Genomic DNA, 21084 nt, shown 5'->3' with positions numbered 1-21084 from the left:
CGACCGCACCGAGCAGCCCACCGCCGACGACACCCGGCCGATCACCGCCGCCCTCGCCTGCCCGGTCACCACCCGCCGCGTCCGACCGGTCACCGCCACCCCACCCCGCCGCTCACATGCCCCACCCAGTCGATCACCGCCGCCCCCACCCGACCGGTCAGCTCGGCTGCATCCGCCCCTTCACCCACCGCCTACACCTGACACTCACCCTGGCCCGAACCCACCCGCTCACCCTCGCCGAACCCGACCCGGACCCACCCCCACAACATCACCCCACAGCACCGCACCACCCCGCCGCACAGCTCCCCCGACCCGTACCCCCCACCCACACTGCACACCCCCACCGCGCACCTCCATCGCACACCCCCACCGTGCCCCCTCCACCACACCTCCCCTCCGCCCCCGTCGTGCCACCCTTGACCCATGCCCGAAGGTGACACGGTCTGGCGGACCGCCAGGCGACTGCACGACGCTCTCGCCGGTGGCGTGCTGATCCGGTCCGATCTGCGGGTGCCGAAGTACGCCACGGCCGACCTCACGGGCCGCCTGGTCCTGGACGTCACCCCGCGCGGCAAGCATCTCCTCACCCGCGTCGAAGGCGGCCTGACCCTCCACTCGCACCTGCGCATGGAAGGCGCCTGGAAGGTGTACGCCCCGGGCCTGCGCTGGACCGGCGGCCCGGCCCACCAGATCCGGGTGATCCTGGGCACCGCCGAGCACACGGCCGTCGGCTACCGCCTCCCGGTCCTCGAACTCCTGCGTACCACCGACGAACACCGCGCCGTCGGCCACCTCGGCCCCGATCTGCTGGGCCCGGACTGGGACCCCGGCAAGGCCCTGGCCAACCTCCTGACGGATCCCGCCCGTTCCCTCGGCGAGGCCCTGCTCGACCAGCGCAATCTGGCCGGCATCGGCAACGTCTACAAGAGCGAGTTGTGCTTCCTCCTCGGCGTGACCCCCTGGCTCCCCGTCGGCGCCCTGCCCGCCGAGCGTGCGGCGGTCCTGCCCGACCTCGCCAAAAGGCTCCTGGAGGCGAACCGCGACCGCCAGGTCCGCAACACCACGGGCCGGCGCGGCCAGGACCTGTTCGTGTACGGCCGGGCCCGCCGCCCCTGTCTGCGCTGCCACACGCACGTCCACGTGGCCGACCAGGGCGACGGCTCCCGCGAGCGTCCCACCTACTGGTGCCCCACCTGTCAGACGGGCCCGGCTCCGGCCCCGGGCAGCGCCTCCGCGGCCCGGCGATTCCGGCCCCGCCCAACCAATTGACGTACCGTCAGAAACACTCGTACGGTCCCCTCATGCCCGTCAAGGCGTACGACCTCACCGGACGCACCGCATTCATCACCGGCGCCGCGGGCGGCATCGGGCGCGCCGCCGCCCTGTTGCTCGCCGAGGCAGGGGCCACCGTGCACTGCGCGGACCGCGACGCGCAGGGCCTGCACGAGACGGCGACGCTGATCAAGGAGCAGGGCGGCACCGCCCCTGTCCATCACCTCGACGTGACCGACCGCGAGCGGCTCAAGCGGGCCGTGGAGTCCTGCGACCGCCTGGACGTCATGGCCGCGATCGCCGGCATCATGCACAGCAGCCCGGTCCTGGAGACCCTCGACGAGGATCTCGACCGGGTGCTGGACGTCAACTTCAAGGGCGTGCTGTACGCCTGCCAGGAGGCGGCCAGGGTGATGCTCGCCCGGAACACCAGGGGCAGCATCGTCACCATGGCCTCCGGCGCCGTCGACACCGGCGGCCCCGGCCTGCTCTGCTACGGCGCAGCCAAGGCGGCCGTCGTACAGCTGACGAAGACGCTGGCGACCGAGCTGGGCCGGGACGGCATCCGCGTCAACGCGGTCGCCCCGGGCTGGATCCGCACACCCATGACCGACCGTCACGACACCTCCGCCCAGGCGCACACCGAGGCGCTCATGTCCCGGATGTCACCGCTGGGCCGGGTCGGCGCGGCGGAGGAGGTCGCCCACGCCGTGCTGTATCTGGCCTCCGACGCGTCGTCCTTCACGACGGGTCAGATCCTGCGTCCCAACGGCGGGGTGGCGATGCCTTGGTAGCCGGGGCCAGGCGCCAGGCCTGCGTCCATCGCCCCGCTCCGAGCGCCCCCACCGCCCGCGCCTTGGGCATGCAGTGCACCGGCAGCAGACTCAGTCCCCAGCCCCCGGCCGCGACCGTTCCCTCCAGTGCCCCCGCGCCCGGCACGAGCGCGAGCCGCAGCACGGCCCACCACCAGAGCGCCCCCAGTCCGAGAACAACCCCCCAGCGCACTATCCGTGCCGCCATGGCGCGCCACCACCTCCAGACCGACGCCAGAAATCGAACCGTCCAGCCCCGACCGGGACGACGCTAGATCGCCGCCCTGAGCGCCGGGAGGGCGCACCGACAGCACACAGGCGCACCACGCCCGTCAGACGTTCTCGGCCTGGAACATCCAGTGGTGCTTTTCGAGATCCGCCGTGATCCCGATGAAGATGTCCTGGCTGACGGGATCGGCCTCGCCGGTGGCGGACACCCGTTCCCGCATGCGCGTGATCACCGCACCCAGTGCCTCGACCAGCGCCCGCACGGCGTCCACGTCCTTGATCCACCCCTCGGGCACGACGCCGATACCGCTGCCGGCGGCGACCGTGGTGGCGCGCCCGTCGGGCGACACCCCCAGCGCCGAGGCCCGTTCCGCGACGGTGTCGGAGTGCGTGCGCGCGCTGTCCACCACCTCGTCGAGCTGGAGGTGGATGGAACGGAAACGGGCGCCGACGACGTTCCAGTGCACCTGCTTGGCCACGAGCGACAGATCCACCAGGTCGACGAGCGCACCCTGGAGCGCCTCGGACACCGTCTTCAGGTCCGTGTCGGACAACGGGCTCTTCACGACGTTCATCCGGCTTCCTCCGTGGGCTCGCCCTGGCATGTGCTTCCACCATGACCGCCACACCGAATACCGGCAAACCGACCCAAAAGAGTCACACTCGACAATCCCGCGCCGCCGCATATCCCCACACGACGGAAACGCGGAAGCCCCGGCCACGCTCCTCCGGATGGTCGACCCGGAGGAGCCCCGGCCGGGGCCTCACGCATGTGTGTCAGGTCACGCGCCCACAGCCGTGGGTGTCAGGCGGCGACCACGTCCACCGCCTCGGCGGGCGCCTTGATGGTCACACGCTCCGGCGGCACGCCGGCCACCGAAACGGAACCCAGCCTCGGGCGCACCGGCGTGGGTACGGGCTCACTGGGAGTGGCAGCAGCAGACTGGGCCAGCTCGGCGAGGGCGAGCTCGTCGCTCACTTCCCGCATGAGCTCGGACATCCGTACGTCCAGCGCGTCGCAGATGGCGGACAGCAGCTCGGAGGATGCCTCCTTCTGCCCCCGCTCCACCTCGGAGAGATAGCCGAGCGAGACTCGGGCGGACGAGGAGACTTCGCGCAGAGTACGGCCCTGGCGTTGGCGCTGCCGACGCAGCACGTCACCCAGCAGGCGACGGAGCAGAATCATCGGTGGCTCCCTCCTCGGACCGCGTAGCCGCATCCTTCACGCCCCACCGTACCGCCTTGCGCCGCGGCCGTGCGGGGAGCGATGTCGTGTTCACTCAGGGCTGCAAACATCAAAACCCCCCGTTCTGTTCCGTATCCTGTGCCCGCTCATTCCCGGTCTGTTCGCCCGCGAGCTCCTCCAGGAGCAGCGTGAGTACGCTCCGTACACTCTTCATACGGATTTCCGCGCGGTCGCCGTTCAACCGCGGCGCCTCCACTTTTCCGCCACCGGCGGAACCGGAACGCGCCGCGAGGGGGCCGTCCAGGGCCACGAACACCGTCCCGACGGGCCGGCCGTCCTGCGGCTCGGGACCGGCGACTCCGGTGGTCGCCAGCCCCCAGTCGGCACCCAGCGCCTTCCGGACTCCGGCCGCCATCTGGGCCGCGACCTGCGGATCCACCGCGCCGCGTTCGGCCAGCAGAGTGGCGTCGACCCCGAGCAGCGCGTGCTTGAGGTCGGTGGCGTAGGCGGTCACCGAGCCCCGGAACACCTTGGACGCCCCGGGGACCGACGTGATCTCCGCCGCGACCAGACCACCCGTGAGCGACTCGGCGACGGCGAGCGTCTCGCCTCTCACTGTGAGTAGTCGCACCACTTCGGCGGCCCGGGAATTCACGCTTCCGTCTCCTCCAGCGCGGCCTTGCGCGCGGCGATCCCCTGCCGGCGCAGCACCATGGCCTGTCTCACGTAGTCGAGCCCGGTCACCACGGTCAGGACGACGGCCGCGGCCATCACCCAGAACCGCAGCGTGGCCAGCCACCCCGTCAGCGCCAGCACGTACATGCCGACGGCCACGCCCTGGGTGAGCGTCTTGAGCTTGCCGCCCCGGCTCGCCGGGATGACGCCGTACCGGATGACGAGGAAACGCAGCAGCGTGATCCCGAGCTCCCGGCCGAGGATGACGCCCGTGACCCACCAGGGCAGATCGCCCAGCCCGGACAGACAGATCAGCGCCGCGCCCATGATCGCCTTGTCGGCGATGGGGTCGGCGATCTTCCCGAAGTCGGTGACCAGGTTGTACGTGCGCGCCAGATGGCCGTCGAACAGGTCGGTGATCATCGCGATGGCGAACGCGGCCCAGGCGAGCGAACGCAACGCCGGGTCGTATCCGCCGTCGGCGAGCATCAGTGCCACGAAGCCCGGCACCAGGATCAGCCGGAGCATGGTCAGCAGGTTGGCGATGTTCCAGACGCTGGCCTGGTTGACGGCCGCGGCAGCCAGCTTCCCGCCCCGCGCCTTCGCACCGTCTCCCGGACCGGAATCGGCCCCGACCGCGCCCACCCCGTCGCGCTTCGACGGGTCGCCCACCGCGCGCGCCTGCGAGGAGCCGTTCGCCGCGGATGCCGGGACACCGGTCATCTGCCCGCCTCCTCACTGCCCGTGAACGCGCCGTCGAGCGGCTCGGCCACCAGGTCGACGCCCTCCGTACCGACCACCTTCGCCTCGACCATACGACCGACGCTCAGCCCCACGCCGCTGGTGAGCAGCACCTGGCCGTCGGTCTCCGGCGCCTGGTGCTCCCCGCGGCCGTACACGCCCTCCTCGGAGTCCACCGACTCCACGAGGACCCGCACTGTTTCGCCCAGACGCTCCTCGGCCCGCTGCGAGACGAGTTCCTCGGCCAGCCGGGAGACCCGGGCCAGCCGCTCGGCGACGACGTCCTCGTCGAGCTTGTTCTCGTACGTGGCCGCTTCGGTGCCGTCCTCGTCGGAGTACCCGAAGACGCCGATGGCGTCCAGCCGCGCGCCGTTGAGGAAGCGCTCCAGCTCCGCCAGGTCGGACTCGGACTCGCCCGGGAAGCCGACGATGAAGTTGGAGCGCACCCCGGCCTCGGGCGCCTTGCTCCGGATGGTGTCGAGCAGCTCCAGGAAGCGGTCCGTGTCGCCGAAGCGGCGCATCGCGCGCAGCACCGCGGGCGCGGAGTGCTGGAAGGAGAGGTCGAAGTACGGCACGACCTTCGGGGTCGAGGTCAGCACGTCGATCAGGCCGGGGCGCATCTCGGCCGGCTGGAGGTAGCTGACCCGCACCCGCTCGATGCCGTCGACGTCGGCGAGCTCGGGCAGCAGCGACTCCAGCAGGCGGATGTCGCCCAGGTCCTTGCCGTAGGAGGTGTTGTTCTCGGAGACCAGCATGATCTCCTTGACGCCCTGCTCGGCCAGCCAGCGCGTCTCGTTCAGCACGTCGCTGGGGCGGCGCGAGATGAAGGAGCCGCGGAAGGACGGGATGGCGCAGAAGGTGCAGCGCCGGTCACAGCCGGAGGCGAGCTTCACCGAGGCGACCGGGGAACCGTCCAGCCGACGGCGCAGGGGGGCGCGCGGGCCGGACACCGGGGCCACGCCCTCGGGGAGGTCCGTGGGTGCGCCGTGCCCGGGAAGGGCCACCTCCGTGCCCACGTCCTGTCGCTCGGCCGGGCTGATCGGCAGCAGCTTGCGCCGGTCGCGCGGGGTGTGCGCGGCGTGGATGCCACCGGACAGGATGGTCTGGAGGCGGTCGGAGATATCGGCGTAGTCGTCGAAACCGAGCACGCCGTCGGCCTCGGGGAGGGCCTCGGCGAGTTCCTTGCCGTACCGCTCGGCCATGCAGCCGACCGCCACGACGGCCTGGGTTCTGCCCTGCCCCTTGAGATCGTTGGCCTCCAGGAGGGCGTCGACGGAGTCCTTCTTGGCGGCGTCGACGAAGCCGCAGGTGTTGACGACGGCCACGTCCGCGTGCGCGGCGTCCTCCACGAGGTCCCAGCCGTCCGCCTCCAAGCGGCCTGCGAGCTCCTCCGAGTCCACCTCGTTACGGGCGCAGCCAAGGGTGACGAGTGCGACGGTACGGCGTTCAGGCATGGGCTCAAGACTACTTCGTCCCGCTGACACCCCACGTCGACGGGGTTGGCCGATCTTGGCCAACCCCGTAGCGGTTCAACTGTCGCGGAAGGTCATCCGACCTGCGGATCACCCTTCGTGTACGTCAGCCGCTCGACGGCACCCGGCTGGAAGTCGTCCTCGATCTTCTTGCCGTTGACGTACAGCTGGATGGCTCCGGCGTCGCCGAGCACCAGGTTGATCTTCGAGCTGTCCTGGAAGGTCTTGGACTCGCCCTGCTTGAGCAGTCCGTCGAAGAGCAGCCGGCCGTTGTGGTCCTTGGCGGAGATCCAGCTGCGGCCCTCGGCGGCGCTGACCTGGACGGTCACCTTGTCCTGCGGGGCGGCCGCGATGGCGCTGTCGGAGGGTTCCGGCTTCGGGTCGACGGGCTTGCCGTCCTTCTTCGGCGTCTCCGAGACGGACGCGCTCGCCGACGGCGTGGTGCTGTCGGCGACCTGGTCCCGGGCGTCGCTGCCGTCGCCGCCCTTGAAGGCGGTGAAGCCGACGAAGCCGACCACGGCGACGATGGCCGCGACCATGGCCGCGGTCCAGTTGGGGCCGCGCCGCTCGGGACGGATGCGCTCCGCCTCGAACAGGGGTGCGGCCGGGGTGGGTGCCGGGGCGCCGCCGCGCTCGGCGGAGAACCGGGCGACCAACGGCTCGGGATCGAGGTGGACGGCCTTGGCCAGGTTCCGGATATGACCGCGGGCGTAGACGTCTCCACCACAGGGGGAGAAGTCGTCCGCCTCGATGGCGTGGACGATGGCGATGCGGACTCGGGTGGCGTTACTGACGTCGTCTACGGTCAGCCCGGCCGCGATACGCGCCTGCTGAAGGGCGCGGCCGATGGAAGGGAGGGCATCCTCACGACCGTCCTCGAAAGGACGATCGTCTTCTGGGGAGTTGCCGATGGACACGGGGGCGCCTTTCGAGCGTGTAGCCACCTGTGCTAGAGGTTCAGTCTAGGGGGGGTACGAAAGGGTGGGGCAACCGGGCGGTAGGACTTTGTACGCCATCGGAATGGCCGGTCATCCCGACGGTGGGGCACGAGCTTGTCGCCTCCCTCAACTTGACGTACGCCGAAGGGAAACGGTTGCTCAATGATCCCTCACGGGTGAGTCACGATCCAACATCATCCTGACTCACGGATCTCCCGCGGGGTGATCGACGCGCGCCGGTCTCCCTACCCTTCAGCCTCCCCGCGGATCACCGCGAGCACGCCATCCAGTTCGTCGGCCTTCACCAGGACGTCACGCGCCTTGGATCCCTCGCTGGGTCCGACGATGCCGCGGGACTCCATGAGGTCCATCAGCCGCCCGGCCTTGGCGAAGCCCACCCGCAGCTTGCGCTGGAGCATCGAGGTCGACCCGAACTGCGTCGAGACCACGAGCTCGGCCGCCTGGCACAGCAGGTCCAGGTCGTCGCCGATGTCCTCGTCGATCTCCTTCTTCTGCTTGGTGCCGACCACGACGTCGTCCCGGAAGACGGGCGTCATCTGGTCCTTGCAGTGCTGGACGATGGCCGCGACCTCGTCCTCGGTCACGAACGCGCCCTGCATACGGGTCGGCTTGTTGGCCCCCATCGGCAGGAACAGCCCGTCGCCCTTGCCGATCAGCTTCTCGGCACCGGGCTGGTCGAGGATGACCCGGCTGTCGGCGAGCGAGGAGGTGGCGAAGGCGAGCCGCGAGGGCACGTTCGCCTTGATCAGACCGGTGACGACGTCGACGGAGGGCCGCTGCGTGGCGAGCACCAGGTGGATGCCGGCGGCCCGCGCGAGCTGCGTGATGCGCACGATCGAGTCCTCGACGTCACGCGGCGCGACCATCATCAGGTCGGCGAGCTCGTCGACGATCACCAGCAGGTACGGGTAGGGACTGAGCTCGCGCTCGCTGCCCTCGGGCAGCTTCACCTTGCCGTTCCTGATGGCCGCGTTGAAGTCGTCGATGTGCCGGAAGCCGAACGCCGCGAGGTCGTCGTAGCGCAGGTCCATCTCCCGTACGACCCACTGGAGGGCCTCGGCGGCCCGCTTGGGGTTGGTGATGATCGGCGTGATCAGGTGCGGGATGCCCTCGTAGGCGGTCAGCTCGACGCGCTTGGGGTCGACGAGGACCATCCGTACGTCCTCGGGGGTCGCGCGGACCATCACCGAGGTGATCAGGCAGTTGATGCACGAGGACTTGCCCGAACCGGTGGCTCCGGCGACGAGGACGTGGGGCATCTTCGCGAGGTTGGCCATGACGTAGCCGCCCTCCACGTCCTTGCCGAGCGCCACCAGCATCGGGTGGTCGTCCTCGGCCGCGTCCGCCAGGCGCAGCACGTCGCCGAGGTTGACCATCTCCCGGTCGGTGTTCGGGATCTCGATGCCGACCGCCGACTTGCCGGGGATCGGGCTGATGATCCGCACGTCCGGGCTGGCGACGGCGTACGCAATGTTCTTGGTGAGCGCGGTGATCCGCTCGACCTTCACGGCGGGGCCGAGCTCGACCTCGTAGCGCGTGACCGTCGGCCCGCGGGTGAAGCCGGTGACGGACGCGTCGACCTTGAACTCGCTGAAGACGGTCGTGAGCGAGGCGACCACGGCATCGTTGGCGGCGCTGCGCGCCTTGCCCGGGCCGCCTCGTTCGAGGAGGTCGAGCGAGGGCAGGGAGTAGGTGACGTCGCCGGACAGCTGAAGCTGCTCGGCCCGCGGCGGCAGGTCGCGGGGCGCCTCGGGGGCCGCCTTGGTCAGGTCCGGGACCGTCCCGAGCTTGAGCCGCTCCTGCTGCGGGCGCGCGGCCGGCAGCGGCGTCGGGGCCGTCGGCTCGCGGTCGGAGACGCTCACGCCCTGGGTGAGGTCGGCGACGATCGGCGAGGGCGGCATGCCGTGCAGCACGGCGCCGTCCAGCGCGGCGGCGGCCGCCGCGGCCACGTCCACGGCGTCCGGCTGCCGTCCCATGTCCGGCTGCGGCACGGCCGAGCGCCGCGGGCGGCCGCGACGCTGGGAGAGCGCTTCCCGCTCGGCGTCGTCCGGGTCGTACGACGGCGGGGCGCTCGAGCGTCTGCGGGGGCGCGCGGGCGTCTCGTCCCGCCACTGGTCGTCGTAGGACTCGTCCTGGTCGGTGAAGTCGTCGGCCTCGGGGTCGTGCAGCACGCCCAGACGCACCGCGAGCATCCGCAGCCGCTGCGGGACGGCGTTGACCGGGGTGGCCGTGACCACGAGCAGACCGAAGACCGTGAGCAGCACGAGCAGCGGTACGGCGAGCACGTCACCCATGGCGTACGACAGCGGGGTGGCCGCGCCCCAGCCGATGAGACCGCCGGCGTCCCTTATCGCCTGCATGCCGTCGCTGCGCGCGGGCGAGCCGCACGCGATGTGGACCTGGCCGAGCACGCCGATGACGAGCGCGGACAGGCCGATCACGATGCGGCCGTTGGCCTCCGGCTTCTCGGGGTGGCGGATGAAGCGCACTCCGATGACCGCGAGCAGTATCGGCACGAGCAGGTCGAGGCGGCCGAAGGCGCCGGTCACGAGGATCTCGACGAGGTCGCCCACGGGGCCGCGCAGATCGGCCCAGGTGCCGGCGGCGACGATCAGCGCGAGGCCGAGCAGGAGCAGCGCGACGCCGTCCTTGCGGTGCGCCGGGTCGAGGCTCTTCGCGCCCTGCCCTATGCCCCGGAACACGGCGCCGACGGCGTGCGCGAGGCCGAGCCACACGGCGCGCACGAGCCGGTAGACGCCCCCGGTGGGACTGGGCGCCGGCGCGGGCGCGGGCTTCTTCACCGCGGCCTTCTTGGCAGGCGGCTTCTTCGCGGGGGCCCTGTTGGCAGCGGCCTTCGCCGGAGCCTTCGCTGAAGCGGCCGCCTTCTTCGTCGGTGGCTTCTTGGCTGCGGAGGGACGTGAGGCCATAGGTGTGAGGTTACCGGTGGAGACGACAGCGGACACGTGTGCCCAACGCTTCACCCGTTCGTGTCGCCCTTGCGGGGATCCGGAACTGACACGGGCTCATGCGCAACTACGGCTTCGCCGCGTGTCAGTTCTGCGACGGAAGCGAGGCCGGCCCGCCGCCCGTGCCCGGCTCCAGGGCGTCCAGTGCTCTGCGCAGCCCGGTGAGCTTGCGTTCGAGGTGGGCCGCCGTAGCCACCGCCGCCGCGTCCGCGGACTCGTCGTCGAGCTGCTTCGACAGGGCCTCGGCCTGCTCCTCCACGGCCGCGAGCCGCGCGGAGAGCTCCGCGAGCAGACCGGGCGACTCCTTGGCCCCGCCGGCCGCGGACCTGCCGCCGCCCTCCAACTGGAGCCGCAGCAGCGCCGCCTGCTCCCTCAGCTGGCAGTTCTTCATGTACAGCTCGACGAAAACGGACACCTTCGCGCGCAGCACCCACGGATCGAAGGGCTTCGAGATGTAGTCCACCGCGCCCGCCGCGTACCCACGGAAGGTGTGATGGGGACCGTGGTTGATCGCGGTGAGGAAGATGATCGGGATGTCCCGGGTCCGTTCCCGTCGCTTGATGTGCGCGGCCGTTTCGAATCCGTCCATCCCCGGCATCTGGACGTCCAGCAGAATGACCGCGAAGTCGTCCGTCAGCAGCGCTTTGAGCGCTTCCTCCCCGGACGATGCCCGCACCAGCGTCTGATCGAGCGCAGAGAGGATCGCCTCCAGCGCCAGCAGATTCTCCGGCCGGTCATCGACCAGGAGGATCTTGGCCTTCTGCACCATGGCCCGCCCTCCTCGCCCCGGCATGGGGCCTCCCCAGTCCGCAGGACTTGGGGAAGCACCGCCTGATGCCGCCCCAGGGGACGACTCCCTTGCGTCGCCCGTCCTCGTGCCGGTCATGGTAGCCGCACCCCGCCCGTCGCCACACCCTGTCACCGTGATGTCACTGTGCACGTAGCAGAAACGCAGCGGGAGACCAGAAGGTTCCCCCAATCCCGTACTTCTACACGGCATCGGACACCCTGTGTCAGCAACTCCGTGTGAACTCCTGAGGATCCCGCCACATCCACACCAAGCCTGTACGAAGTCCGACCGTCATGGTCACTCTTCCCGCATCCACTGCTGCATCACGGCCAGCAGGTGATCGGGATCGACCGGCTTCGTGACGTAGTCGGAAGCGCCCGATTCGATCGCCTTCTCCCGGTCGCCCTTCATCGCCTTCGCGGTCAGCGCGATGATCGGCAACCCGGAGAACTGCGGCATCCTGCGGATCGCCGTGGTCGTCGCGTACCCGTCCATCTCGGGCATCATGATGTCCATCAGGACGACCGCCACGTCGTCGTGCTGCTCCAGGACCTCGATGCCCTCGCGCCCGTTCTCCGCGTACAGCACGGACAGGCCGTGCTGCTCCAGGACGCTGGTGAGCGCGAACACGTTACGGATGTCGTCGTCGACGATGAGCACCTTCTCGCCGCCGAACCGGAAGTCGCGCACGGGCCGCTCCTCCGGCGCCTGCTCGACCGGCCACTGCTCCAGCTGACCGTTGCGCTGCTCGACACCCGGCGTGGCCCTGCGGCGGCGCCGGAAGAGCGCGGCGGGCCCGTTCTGGGTCTCCCGGTACGACTTCACCTCGGCCGGCGTCTCGATCTCCACCTCGGCGAGCGCGGACAGATCGGCCTCGGACGCCACCAGCTCGCCCGCCTCCAGCGCGGGCACCGGCTGCTGGTAGCCGTGCGGGGGCAGCTCACTCGGGTGCAGCGGCAGGTAGAGCGTGAAGGTCGAACCGCGCCCGGGCTCGCTCTGCGCGTGGATCTCACCGCCGAGCAGCTGGGCGATCTCCCGCGAGATGGACAGCCCCAGGCCGGTACCGCCGTACTTGCGGCTGGTCGTGCCGTCCGCCTGCTTGAACGCCTCGAAGATCACCCGCATCTTGCCGGCCGCGATCCCGATGCCCGTGTCGGTCACCGAGAACGCGATCAGCGGCGCGTCCGGATCGCTGAGCGAACCGGTCTCCAGCAGCTGCTCCCGGATCGCCACCGGCACGTCCGCGCCGGCCGGCCTGATCACCAGCTCCACCGCCCCGGAGTCGGTGAACTTCACCGCGTTGGACAACAGGTTGCGCAGTACCTGGAGCAACCGCTGCTCGTCGGTGTGCAGGGTCGCGGGCAGCTCCGGCGACACCCGTACGGACAGGTCGAGGCCCTTCTCCGCGGTCAGCGGCCGGAACGTCGCCTCCACGTAGTCGACGAGCTGGACGAGCGCGATCCGGGTCGGGGAGACGTCCATCTTGCCCGCCTCGACCTTCGACAGGTCCAGGATGTCGTTGATCAGCTGGAGCAGGTCCGAACCCGCCCCGTGGATCGTCTCGGCGAACTCGACCTGCTTCGGCGAGAGGTTGCCCTCCGCGTTGTCGGCGAGCAGCTTGGCCAGGATCAGCAGCGAGTTCAACGGCGTCCGCAGCTCGTGCGACATGTTGGCCAGGAACTCGCTCTTGTAACGCATCGACACGGCGAGCTGTTCGGCGCGCTCCTCCAGGACCTGCCGCGCCTCCTCGATCTCGGTGTTTTTCACCTCGATGTCGCGGTTCTGCTGGGCCAGCAGCTCGGCCTTCTCCTCCAGTTCGGCGTTGGACGCCTGGAGCGCCTTCTGCCGCTGCTCCAACTCCTCCGACCGCTCGCGCAGTTGCTCGGTCAGCTCCTGCGACTGCTTCAGCAGCTGCTCCGTCTTGGTGTTGACCGAGATGGTGTTGACGCTGGTCGCGATCATCTCGGCGATCTGGTTCAGGAAGTCCTTCTGGATATGGGTGAACGGCGTGAACGACGCCAGCTCGATGATGCCGAGCACCTTGCCCTCGAAGAGCACCGGCAGCACGATCACCTGGGCCGGCGGCGCCTCCCCGAGCCCGGAGGAGATCTTCAGGTAGCCGCTCGGGGCGTTCTCCACCAGGATCGTGCGCTTCTCCTCCGCCGCCGTGCCCACGAGCGCCTCACCCGGCTCGAACGACGTCGGCATGGAGCCCATCGAGTAGCCGTACGAGCCCAGCATGCGCAGCTCGTACCGGTCGTCCATGCCGTCGCTCACGTCCTTGCCGTCCACCAGCGGCATGGCGACGAAGAACGCGCCGTGCTGCGCGGAGACCACCGGGGTCAGCTCACTCATGATCAGCGAGGCGACGTCCACCAGGTCACGGCGGCCCTGCATCAGCGCGGAGATACGGGCGAGGTTGCCCTTGAGCCAGTCCTGCTCCTTGTTGGCGATCGTGGTGTCGCGCAGGTTGGCGATCATCTTGTTGACCGAGTCCTGGAGCTCCTCGATCTCGCCGGAGGCGTCCACGTCGATCTTCAGGTTCAGGTCGCCGCGGGTCACCGCGGTCGCCACGCGCGCGATGGCCCGCACCTGCCGGGTCAGGTTCCCGGCCATCTCGTTCACCGACTCGGTGAGGTCGCGCCAGGTGCCGTCGACGTCACGCACGCGTGCCTGGCCGCCGAGCTGGCCCTCCGTACCCACCTCGCGGGCCACGCGCGTGACCTCTTCGGCGAAGGACGACAGCTGGTCGACCATCGTGTTGATGGTGGTCTTCAGCTCCAGGATCTCGCCGCGCGCGTCGATGTCGATCTTCTTGGTCAGGTCACCCTTGGCGATGGCCGTGGTGACCATCGCGATGTTGCGCACCTGACCGGTCAGGTTGGACGCCATCTGGTTCACCGACTCGGTGAGGTCCTTCCAGGTGCCGGCCACGCCCGGCACGTGCGCCTGCCCGCCGAGGATGCCGTCCGTACCCACCTCACGGGCCACCTTGGTGACCTGGTCGGCGAACGAACTCAGCGTCTTCACCATGGTGTTGAAGGTGTCGGCGAGCTGCGCGACCTCGCCGCTCGCGTCGATCGTCACCGTCCGCGTCAGGTCGCCGTTGGCGACGGCCGCCGCGACCTGGGAGATGTTGCGCACCTGGACGGTCAGGTTCTTGGCCATCAGGTTGACGTTGTCGCTGAGGTCCTTCCAGATGCCCGTGGCGCCCTGGACGTGCGCCTGGCCGCCCAGGATGCCCTCGGTGCCCACCTCGCGGGCCACCCGGGTCACCTGCTCGGCGAAGGACGACAGCTGGTCGACCATCGTGTTGACGGTGGTGACGAGTTCGAGGATCTCGCCCTTGGCGTCGACGGTGATCTTCTTCGACAGGTCGCCCTTGGCGACCGCCGTGGTGACCTCGGCGATGTTGCGGACCTGGATGGTCAGGTTGTTCGCCATGAAGTTCACGGACTGGGTCAGGTCCTTCCAGGTGCCGGCGACCCCCTGCACCTCCGCCTGACCGCCCAGCATTCCCTCGGTGCCCACCTCGCGGGCCACCCTCGTGACCTCCTGGGCGAAGGACGACAGCTGGTCCACCATCGTGTTGAGGGTGTTCTTCAGCTCGAGGATCTCACCGCGCGCGTCCACGGTGATCTTCTGCGACAGGTCACCCCGCGCCACCGCCGTGGCGACCTGCGCGATGTTGCGCACCTGGGCGGTGAGGTTGCCGGCCATGCCGTTCACCGAGTCGGTCAGGTCGCGCCACACACCGGCGACACCGGGCACCTGGGCCTGCCCGCCGAGCCGGCCGTCCGTGCCCACCTCGCGGGCGACCTTGGTCACCTGGTCGGCGAACGCGGAGAGCTGGTCGACCATGGTGTTGATGGTGATCTTCAGCTCGAGGATCTCACCGCGCGCGTCCACGGTGATCTTCTGCGACAGGTCACCCCGCGCCACCGCCGTGGTGACCTGCGCGATCTGCCGCACCTGGGCCGTCAGGTTGCCGGTGATCGAGTTGACCGAGTCGGTCAGCTCCTTCCAGGTGCCGGACACCCCGGGCACCTGGGCCTGCCCGCCGAGGCGGCCCTCCGTACCCACCTCCCGGCCCATCTGGATCACCTGGTCGGCGAACGACGACAGCTGGTCCACCATCGTGTTCACGGTGTTCTTCAGCTGGAGCATCTCGCCGGCCACGTCCACCGTGACCTTCTGGGACAGGTCACCGTTGGCGACCGCGGTCGTCACCTGGGCGATGTTGCGCACCTGACCGGTGAGGTTGCGGAAAGCCGTGTTGACGGAGTCGGTCAGGTCCTTCCAGTCGCCCGCGACCCCGGGCACCTGGGCCTGGCCGCCCAGCTCACCCTCGTTGCCGATCTCCCGGGCGACGCGCGTGACCTCGGCTCCGAAGGCGGACAGCTGGTCCACCATCCCGTTGACGGTGTTCTTCAGCTCCAGCATCTCGCCGGCCACGTCCACGGTGACCTTGCGGGACAGGTCACCGCTGGCCACGGCCGTCGTCACGGCGGCGATGTCACGAACCTGCGTGGTCAGGTTCCGGAAGACCGTGTTGACGGAGTCGGTCAGGTCCTTCCAGGTGCCCGCGGCACCCGGCACGTTCGCCTGCCCGCCGAGCCGCCCCTCGGCACCGACCTCGTTCGCCACGCGCGTGACCTCGTCGGCGAAGATCCGTAGCGTCTCGGTCATCTGGTTGATCGTGTCGGCGAGCTGCGCGACCTCGCCGCGCGCCTGCACCGTGACCTTCCGCGAGAGGTCACCACTGGCCACCGCGGTGGTGACCTCGGCGATCCCGCGCACCTGGGCCGTCAGGTTCCCGGCCATGGTGTTCACCGAGTCGGTGAGTTCCTTCCACACCCCGTCGACGCCGGACACCCGGGCCTGGCCGCCGAGGATGCCCTCGGTGCCCACCTCGCGGGCCACCCGCGTCACCTCGGAGGAGAAGGCCGAGAGCTGGTCCACCATCGTGTTGACGGTGTTCTTCAACTCCAGCATCTCGCCGGCCACGTGAACCGTGACCTTCCGGGACAGATCACCCTTGGCGACCGCCGTCGTCACCAGGGCGATGTCCCTCACCTGGGCCGTCAGCCGGTACGCCATCGTGTTGACGGAGTCCGTGAGGTCCTTCCAGGAACCGGACATTCCGCGCACCTGGGCCTGCCCGCCCAGCTTGCCCTCGGTACCCACCTCGCTGGCCACGCGCGTGACCTCGTCGGTGAACGTCGACAACTGGTCGACCAGGTTGTTGACCGTCCGGCCGACCTTGAGGAACTCGCCGCGCAGCGGATGGCCGGGCCCGTCCGGCCCCTGCGTCCGCAGATCCATCCGCGGCGACAGATCACCCTCGGCGACCGCCGACAGCACCCGGCTGACCTCGGAGACGGGCCGTACGAGGTCGTCCACGAGCGCGTTGGAGTTGTCGACCGCGGTCGCCCAGGAGCCCTCGCAGGCGCCCGTCTCCAGCCGCTCCGTGAGTTTTCCCTCACGTCCCACCATGCGCCGCACCCGCGAGAGCTCGCCGGTCAGATGCAGGTTGCGGTCGGCGACCTCGTTGAAGACGGCCGCGATCTCCGACATCACGCCGTCCCCGGACACCGTGAGCCGCTTGCGGAAGTTCCCGTCCCGCATGGACACGAGAGCGGCCAACAACCGGTTCAGGGCAGCCGTGTCCACCGTGGTGGTGCCATTGCGCCCTTTGCCCTCGTTGTTCAGGGACTGTCCGCCTTTCGCGCGTGCCTTCGTGGCCCGCGTCGCCGCGCCAGACTCCACTGTGTCCCTCCCGCAGGGGTCGACCGTTACCGCTGTGCCCCGATATGCCTTACGGCGTACCGGTTCATGCCGTCTGTCTCTGCCCGATGTCATCGGGCCACACCATGGGCTGCTGCCCGTCGTGCACCGCACACACTCAGCCTGCCGGTTCTTTCACCGGAAGCTTGCCCAGTGTTTCACCCTCACCGAACCAGGCCATAACAGTTCGGCAGCTTCGCACACCGTCCGCACACCCTCCCGGCGGAAACACGGCCGACCGGCATCCGCACGCGCCGGGAAGGTAAGTAACCTTGCATGCGGCTGTCCAGCCGTGCCGGCACATCCGGCCTGGGCGGTGGCAGGAGCACGAGCGGGCATCGGAGGGGCGGCCGCACACATGACCACCGGACTGATCCCTGGGGAACAGCCCCCGGACCACCGGCCGACCGACGGCCTGCCCGCGCAGGCCCGGCACCAACCGGTCGGCGCGGGAGCCCTGCATGCCGACGACCGGTCGAGGAGTTCTGTGATCACCGCGCGCGCGGCCGCCAGCTTCGAGCCCGTCGGACGATCCGTGGCGACCGCCCGCGCCTTCGTCCGCGACACACTCCAGGGCTGGGGCTTCGCCGACATCGTCGACGACGCGGTGGTCCTCACCAGCGAACTGGTGACCAACGCCGTGGTCCACGCGGGCACGTCCGCGGACGTGCTGTGCCTGCGCAGCGACGAGGGCGCCCGCATCGAGGTCTCCGACCGCTACCCCGAGCGGGAGATCCCGCTCCAGGGCACCGCCGTCAACATGGGCAGCCCCGACCGTGAGGGCGGGCGCGGACTCCAACTGTGCGCCGCCCTGGCAGGCCGCTGGGGCGTCGAGTACACGCCCACCCACAAGAACGTCTGGTTCCAACTCCACCTCCCCGAGCGCCCGGTGGGCACCCGCACCGCCGGCCCCTCCCTGCCCGCCCACCTCCTCCCGCTCGCCGACGGCCGCGTCCGCGTCGCCGTGATCCAGATCGACCGCATCGGCGCGATCACCGCCTGGAACGAGGACGCCGAGGAACTCTTCGGCTACGCGGCCGACCAGGTCACCGGCAAGCCCCTCACCGACCTCGCCGCCTGGCCGCACACCCCCGGCACGAGCACCGGCATCGTGGAGGCCCTCCAACTCTCACGCTGGGAGGGCAGTTACGGCCTGCGCGGCGCCGACGGCCGCGTCACCCCCGTCTACGCCTCGCACCTGCGCGTCCGCGACACCGGCGGCGAGCCGTCCACCGTCTGCCTCCTCGTGCGCGATCACGAACGGGCGGTCCTCCAGACCCCGTTGCGCGGCCCCGCCTCCGACGCCGGCACGTCCGACATCCAGAGCGCGGACCCCTTCGAGGTGTTCATCGGCTCACCGGCCCCGGACGACCTCGACGGCCTCCTCCAGCGCACCGTCGAACGCGCCCGCGACATGCTCGACGCCGACTCCGCCTTCCTGCTCCTCGCCACCGACGACGAAACGGAGTTGGAGGTCCGCGCCTCCACCGGCCTGCCCTCCGCCCGTCAGCGCTTCGCCCGCGTCCCCGTCGAGGCGGGCCCCGGCCGCTACGGCTCGGCGCGCATGCCCGCCGTCCACGAGGACCTCGCCGCCGTCCCCGGCGCCGTACCCCTCCTGAACGCCACCGGCATGCGCTCCGTCGTGACGGTCCCGCTGAAGGTCGAGGGCCGCCTCACGGGCTCCCTCGGCGTCGCCGCTGAGGCTCCCGGAAGATATTCCAACGAGGAGGCGCTGCGGCTTCAGTTCGCCGCCGACCGCATCGCGCTGGCGGTGGAATCGGCTCGCCTGGGCGAACTGGAACGCCTGCGCCGAGGCTCCCTGAGCTTCCTCGTCGAGGCCTCCGACCTCCTGGCCGGCACCCTGGACCGCGACCAGACCCTGGCCCTGATGGCCCAGATGACGGTCCCGACCCTGGCTACCTGGTGTGCCGTGTACACGATCGCCGACCAGGCCTCGGAGCCGTACCTGTCCTACGTCCTGCACGAGGACGAGGAACTGATCGACGGCATCAAGTCGCTCCTGTCCAAGGTCCCGCCGCCGGACCCGGTACCCACCCCGGGCGCCCGCGTCTGGACGACGCCCGGCGGGGTCGCCCACCAGGCAGCCCTGCGCAGCTCCATGCGCAGCCTCGGACTCAGCGGCGGCCCGATCCACCAGATCGCGTCCGGTATCGCCCCGACCCTGGCCACGGCCTCCGCGGTCGGCGGCGAGACGGTGGTCCTGCCCCTGGTCGCGCGCAACCGCGTCATCGGCATGCTGACGCTCGGCAAGCCGACGGACGAACACTTCCGCCAGGAGATCCTGGAACTGGCCGAGGACCTGAGCCGCCGCGCCGCCCTGGCCCTGGACAACGCCCGCCTCTACTCCGAGCGCACGGCCATCAGCCAGGCCCTCCAGCGCAGCCTGCTGCCACCGGAACTGCCCCAGATCGAGGGCGTCGAGGTCGAGGTCATCTACCGCGCGGCCGGCGAGGGCAACGAGGTCGGCGGTGACTTCTACGACCTGTTCCCGATCAGTGACGGCGCCTACGGCTTCGCCATCGGCGACGTCTGCGGTACGGGCCCGAACGCGGCGGCTGTCACGGGCCTGGCCCGGCACGCGCTGCGCCTGCTCGCCCGCGAGGGCCTCAGCGGACCGGCCGTCCTGGAGCGCCTGAACTCGGCCATCCTGGACGAAGGCGCCCGCAGCCGCTTCCTGACCCTCCTCTACGGCGAGATGCGCCCTCAGGCGGACGGCAGCGCGGAGCTGAAGGTGGTCTGCGCCGGCCATCCGCTGCCGCTGCGCCTGCGCCAGGACGGCACGGTCGAGGCCGCCGCCGACCCCCAGCCGCTGCTCGGCGTCATGGAGGACCTGGAGCTCTACGAGCAGACGGTCACCCTGGACCCGGGCGATGTCCTCCTGTGCGTCACGGACGGCGTCACGGAGCGCCGTGAAGGCACCCGGATGCTGGGCGACGACGGCCTCACCGACGTCCTCACGACCTGCACGGGCCTGACGGCCGGCGCGGTCGCGGCCCGCATCATGCGCGCGGTGGAACGCTTCGCGTCGGACGCCCCGTCCGACGACATGGCCATCCTGGCGATGCGGGTGCCGGGACTCCAGGTGGACTAGGAGCGGGGCGCCCGGAACAGGACATGAGAAAGGCCCCGCCCAATGGGCGGGGCCTTTCTGGTGGAGCCCCCAAACGGAATCGAACCGTTGACCTTCTCCTTACCATGGAGACGCTCTACCGACTGAGCTATAGGGGCCAGTTACCTGGGCGAGGTTTCCCCCGCGGCAACAGAAGAGATCATACCCTGAACAGAGCCGTGCTCCCAACTCGCTCAGAAAGCGGGCTGGAGCAGTCCTCCGAGCGCATTGCACGCGGACACGATCCGCTGCATGTCCCGCTTCGTCAACGCCGCTTCCACGGGCAGCGCGAGCGTCTCGTCGGCGGCGAGCTCGGTCTCCGGCAGCGAGACGCACCGACGGAACTCGGGCAGCCGGTGCACCGGTGTCTTCACCGGGACCCGGCAGTCAACTCCCCTGCCGCGCAGGGCGCGTGCGAAAGCGTCGCGATCGGGCCGCCCGTTCCCGGGCACCCGCACGACGTACTGCTGATAGGTGTGGCCGTCGCCTCCGTCGGGCGTGCGCACACCGCGCAGCCTCCCGTCGAGGTAGGCGGCCCGCTGCCGCCGCTGAGCGACCTCGTCGTACGGCGCCTCGGACTCCGCCTGCTCCAGCACGAGCAGTCCGTGCCGCTGCCCGACGGCGTGCAGCCGCACGATGTCGGCCGGCCGGCCGAAGCGGTGCACGGCGACGACGGCCGCCGTACGCGAGGTCAGGGACGCCTCGACGGCGCAGGCGTCGAGGCAGTACGTCACGGGATCTATGTCCGCGAACACCGGAAGCGCGCCCGCCAGGGTCACCGATTCGGCCACTTCCACGTTCCCGAAGGCCGGCACGATCACCTCGTCGCCGACGCCAACGCCGGCAGCCCTGAGCATTGCAGCAGTACCCATGCTCTGGATGTTCGTAGCGGAATGTGAACGTCAAGTGACGCGCAACAAAAAAGGGTTGGATCCTGAACCGAAGTTCAGGATCCAACCCTTTGAATAATCGTTCGGCGGCGTCCTACTCTCCCACAGGGTCCCCCCTGCAGTACCATCGGCGCTGAAAGGCTTAGCTTCCGGGTTCGGAATGTAACCGGGCGTTT

14 protein-coding genes, 1 tRNA gene and 1 rRNA gene are annotated in these 21084 nt (G+C 70.1%); 3 read left to right on the top strand and 13 right to left on the bottom strand.

The window, feature by feature from the left end:
- The first annotated feature begins 423 nt into the window (after positions 1-423).
- Complete coding sequence (locus ACWCQK_RS26910; RefSeq protein ID WP_451159111.1) at positions 424-1269, top strand: Fpg/Nei family DNA glycosylase; 846 nt, start codon at positions 424-426, stop codon at positions 1267-1269.
- Positions 1270-1301: 32 nt separating this feature from the next.
- Positions 1302-2066, top strand: a complete 765-nt coding sequence (locus ACWCQK_RS26905; protein WP_451159109.1) for an SDR family NAD(P)-dependent oxidoreductase — start codon at positions 1302-1304, stop codon at positions 2064-2066.
- On the opposite strand, the gene ACWCQK_RS26900 is transcribed toward ACWCQK_RS26905, so the two are convergent.
- The 10 genes from ACWCQK_RS26900 to ACWCQK_RS26855 all read right to left on the bottom strand — a co-directional run bounded on the left by ACWCQK_RS26900 (position 2014) and on the right by ACWCQK_RS26855 (position 16870).
- Positions 2014-2292 carry a hypothetical protein gene (locus ACWCQK_RS26900; RefSeq protein ID WP_451159107.1) on the bottom strand — a complete coding sequence of 93 codons (279 nt, stop codon included), beginning with the start codon at positions 2290-2292 and terminating at the stop codon, positions 2014-2016. The two genes, ACWCQK_RS26905 and ACWCQK_RS26900, sit on opposite strands and share 53 nt — an antisense overlap.
- Positions 2293-2416: 124 nt before the next feature.
- Positions 2417-2887: a Dps family protein gene (locus tag ACWCQK_RS26895; protein WP_451159105.1), complete on the bottom strand. Its 471-nt coding sequence runs from the start codon at positions 2885-2887 to the stop codon at positions 2417-2419.
- 230 nt (positions 2888-3117) lie between these two features.
- A complete protein-coding gene (locus ACWCQK_RS26890) occupies positions 3118-3498 on the bottom strand; it encodes a helix-turn-helix domain-containing protein (protein WP_451159103.1) in 381 nt (126 codons plus the stop codon).
- Positions 3499-3607: 109 nt separating this feature from the next.
- Positions 3608-4153, bottom strand: coding sequence for a CinA family protein (locus tag ACWCQK_RS26885; protein WP_451159101.1), 546 nt, complete (start codon positions 4151-4153; stop codon positions 3608-3610).
- On the bottom strand, positions 4150-4896 hold the full coding sequence (gene pgsA / locus ACWCQK_RS26880; RefSeq protein WP_451159099.1) for a CDP-diacylglycerol--glycerol-3-phosphate 3-phosphatidyltransferase: 747 nt from the start codon (positions 4894-4896) through the stop codon (positions 4150-4152). The genes ACWCQK_RS26885 and pgsA overlap by 4 nt, the downstream gene beginning before the upstream one ends.
- The gene (rimO, locus tag ACWCQK_RS26875; protein ID WP_451159097.1) at positions 4893-6368 is read right to left on the bottom strand and encodes a 30S ribosomal protein S12 methylthiotransferase RimO; all 1476 of its coding nucleotides are present in this window, start codon (positions 6366-6368) and stop codon (positions 4893-4895) included. Before rimO ends, pgsA begins: the two co-directional genes overlap by 4 nt.
- 92 nt (positions 6369-6460) lie before the next feature.
- Entirely contained in the window at positions 6461-7303 is an 843-nt protein-coding gene (locus tag ACWCQK_RS26870; RefSeq protein WP_451159095.1) for a helix-turn-helix domain-containing protein, read from the bottom strand.
- 266 nt (positions 7304-7569) lie between these two features.
- On the bottom strand, positions 7570-10272 hold the full coding sequence (locus tag ACWCQK_RS26865; protein WP_451159093.1) for a DNA translocase FtsK: 2703 nt from the start codon (positions 10270-10272) through the stop codon (positions 7570-7572).
- Positions 10273-10396: 124 nt separating this feature from the next.
- The gene (locus ACWCQK_RS26860; protein WP_451159091.1) at positions 10397-11080 is read right to left on the bottom strand and encodes a response regulator; all 684 of its coding nucleotides are present in this window, start codon (positions 11078-11080) and stop codon (positions 10397-10399) included.
- 318 nt (positions 11081-11398) lie between these two features.
- Positions 11399-16870 (bottom strand): HAMP domain-containing protein, encoded by a 5472-nt coding sequence (locus ACWCQK_RS26855; RefSeq protein ID WP_451159089.1) that lies wholly within the window; start codon positions 16868-16870, stop codon positions 11399-11401.
- Positions 16871-17246: 376 nt separating this feature from the next.
- On the opposite strand from ACWCQK_RS26855, the gene ACWCQK_RS26850 reads away from it, so the two are divergent.
- A complete protein-coding gene (locus ACWCQK_RS26850; protein ID WP_451159087.1) occupies positions 17247-20000 on the top strand; it encodes a SpoIIE family protein phosphatase in 2754 nt (917 codons plus the stop codon).
- Positions 20001-20061: 61 nt separating this feature from the next.
- Here ACWCQK_RS26850 and ACWCQK_RS26845 read toward each other — a convergent pair.
- The 3 genes from ACWCQK_RS26845 to rrf form a co-directional block, all read right to left on the bottom strand.
- Positions 20062-20137 (bottom strand) — tRNA-Thr (locus tag ACWCQK_RS26845).
- A gap of 75 nt (positions 20138-20212) precedes the next feature.
- Complete coding sequence (locus ACWCQK_RS26840; protein WP_451159316.1) at positions 20213-20875, bottom strand: DegT/DnrJ/EryC1/StrS family aminotransferase; 663 nt, start codon at positions 20873-20875, stop codon at positions 20213-20215.
- Positions 20876-20989: 114 nt separating this feature from the next.
- Positions 20990-21084, bottom strand: a 5S ribosomal RNA gene (gene rrf / locus ACWCQK_RS26835); the annotation flags it as partial.

The sequence above is a fragment of the Streptomyces sp. NPDC002306 genome, assembly GCF_053593435.1.
The sequence above is the reverse complement of the archived record's forward strand: the minus strand, read 5'-3'. Positions and strand labels throughout refer to the sequence as shown.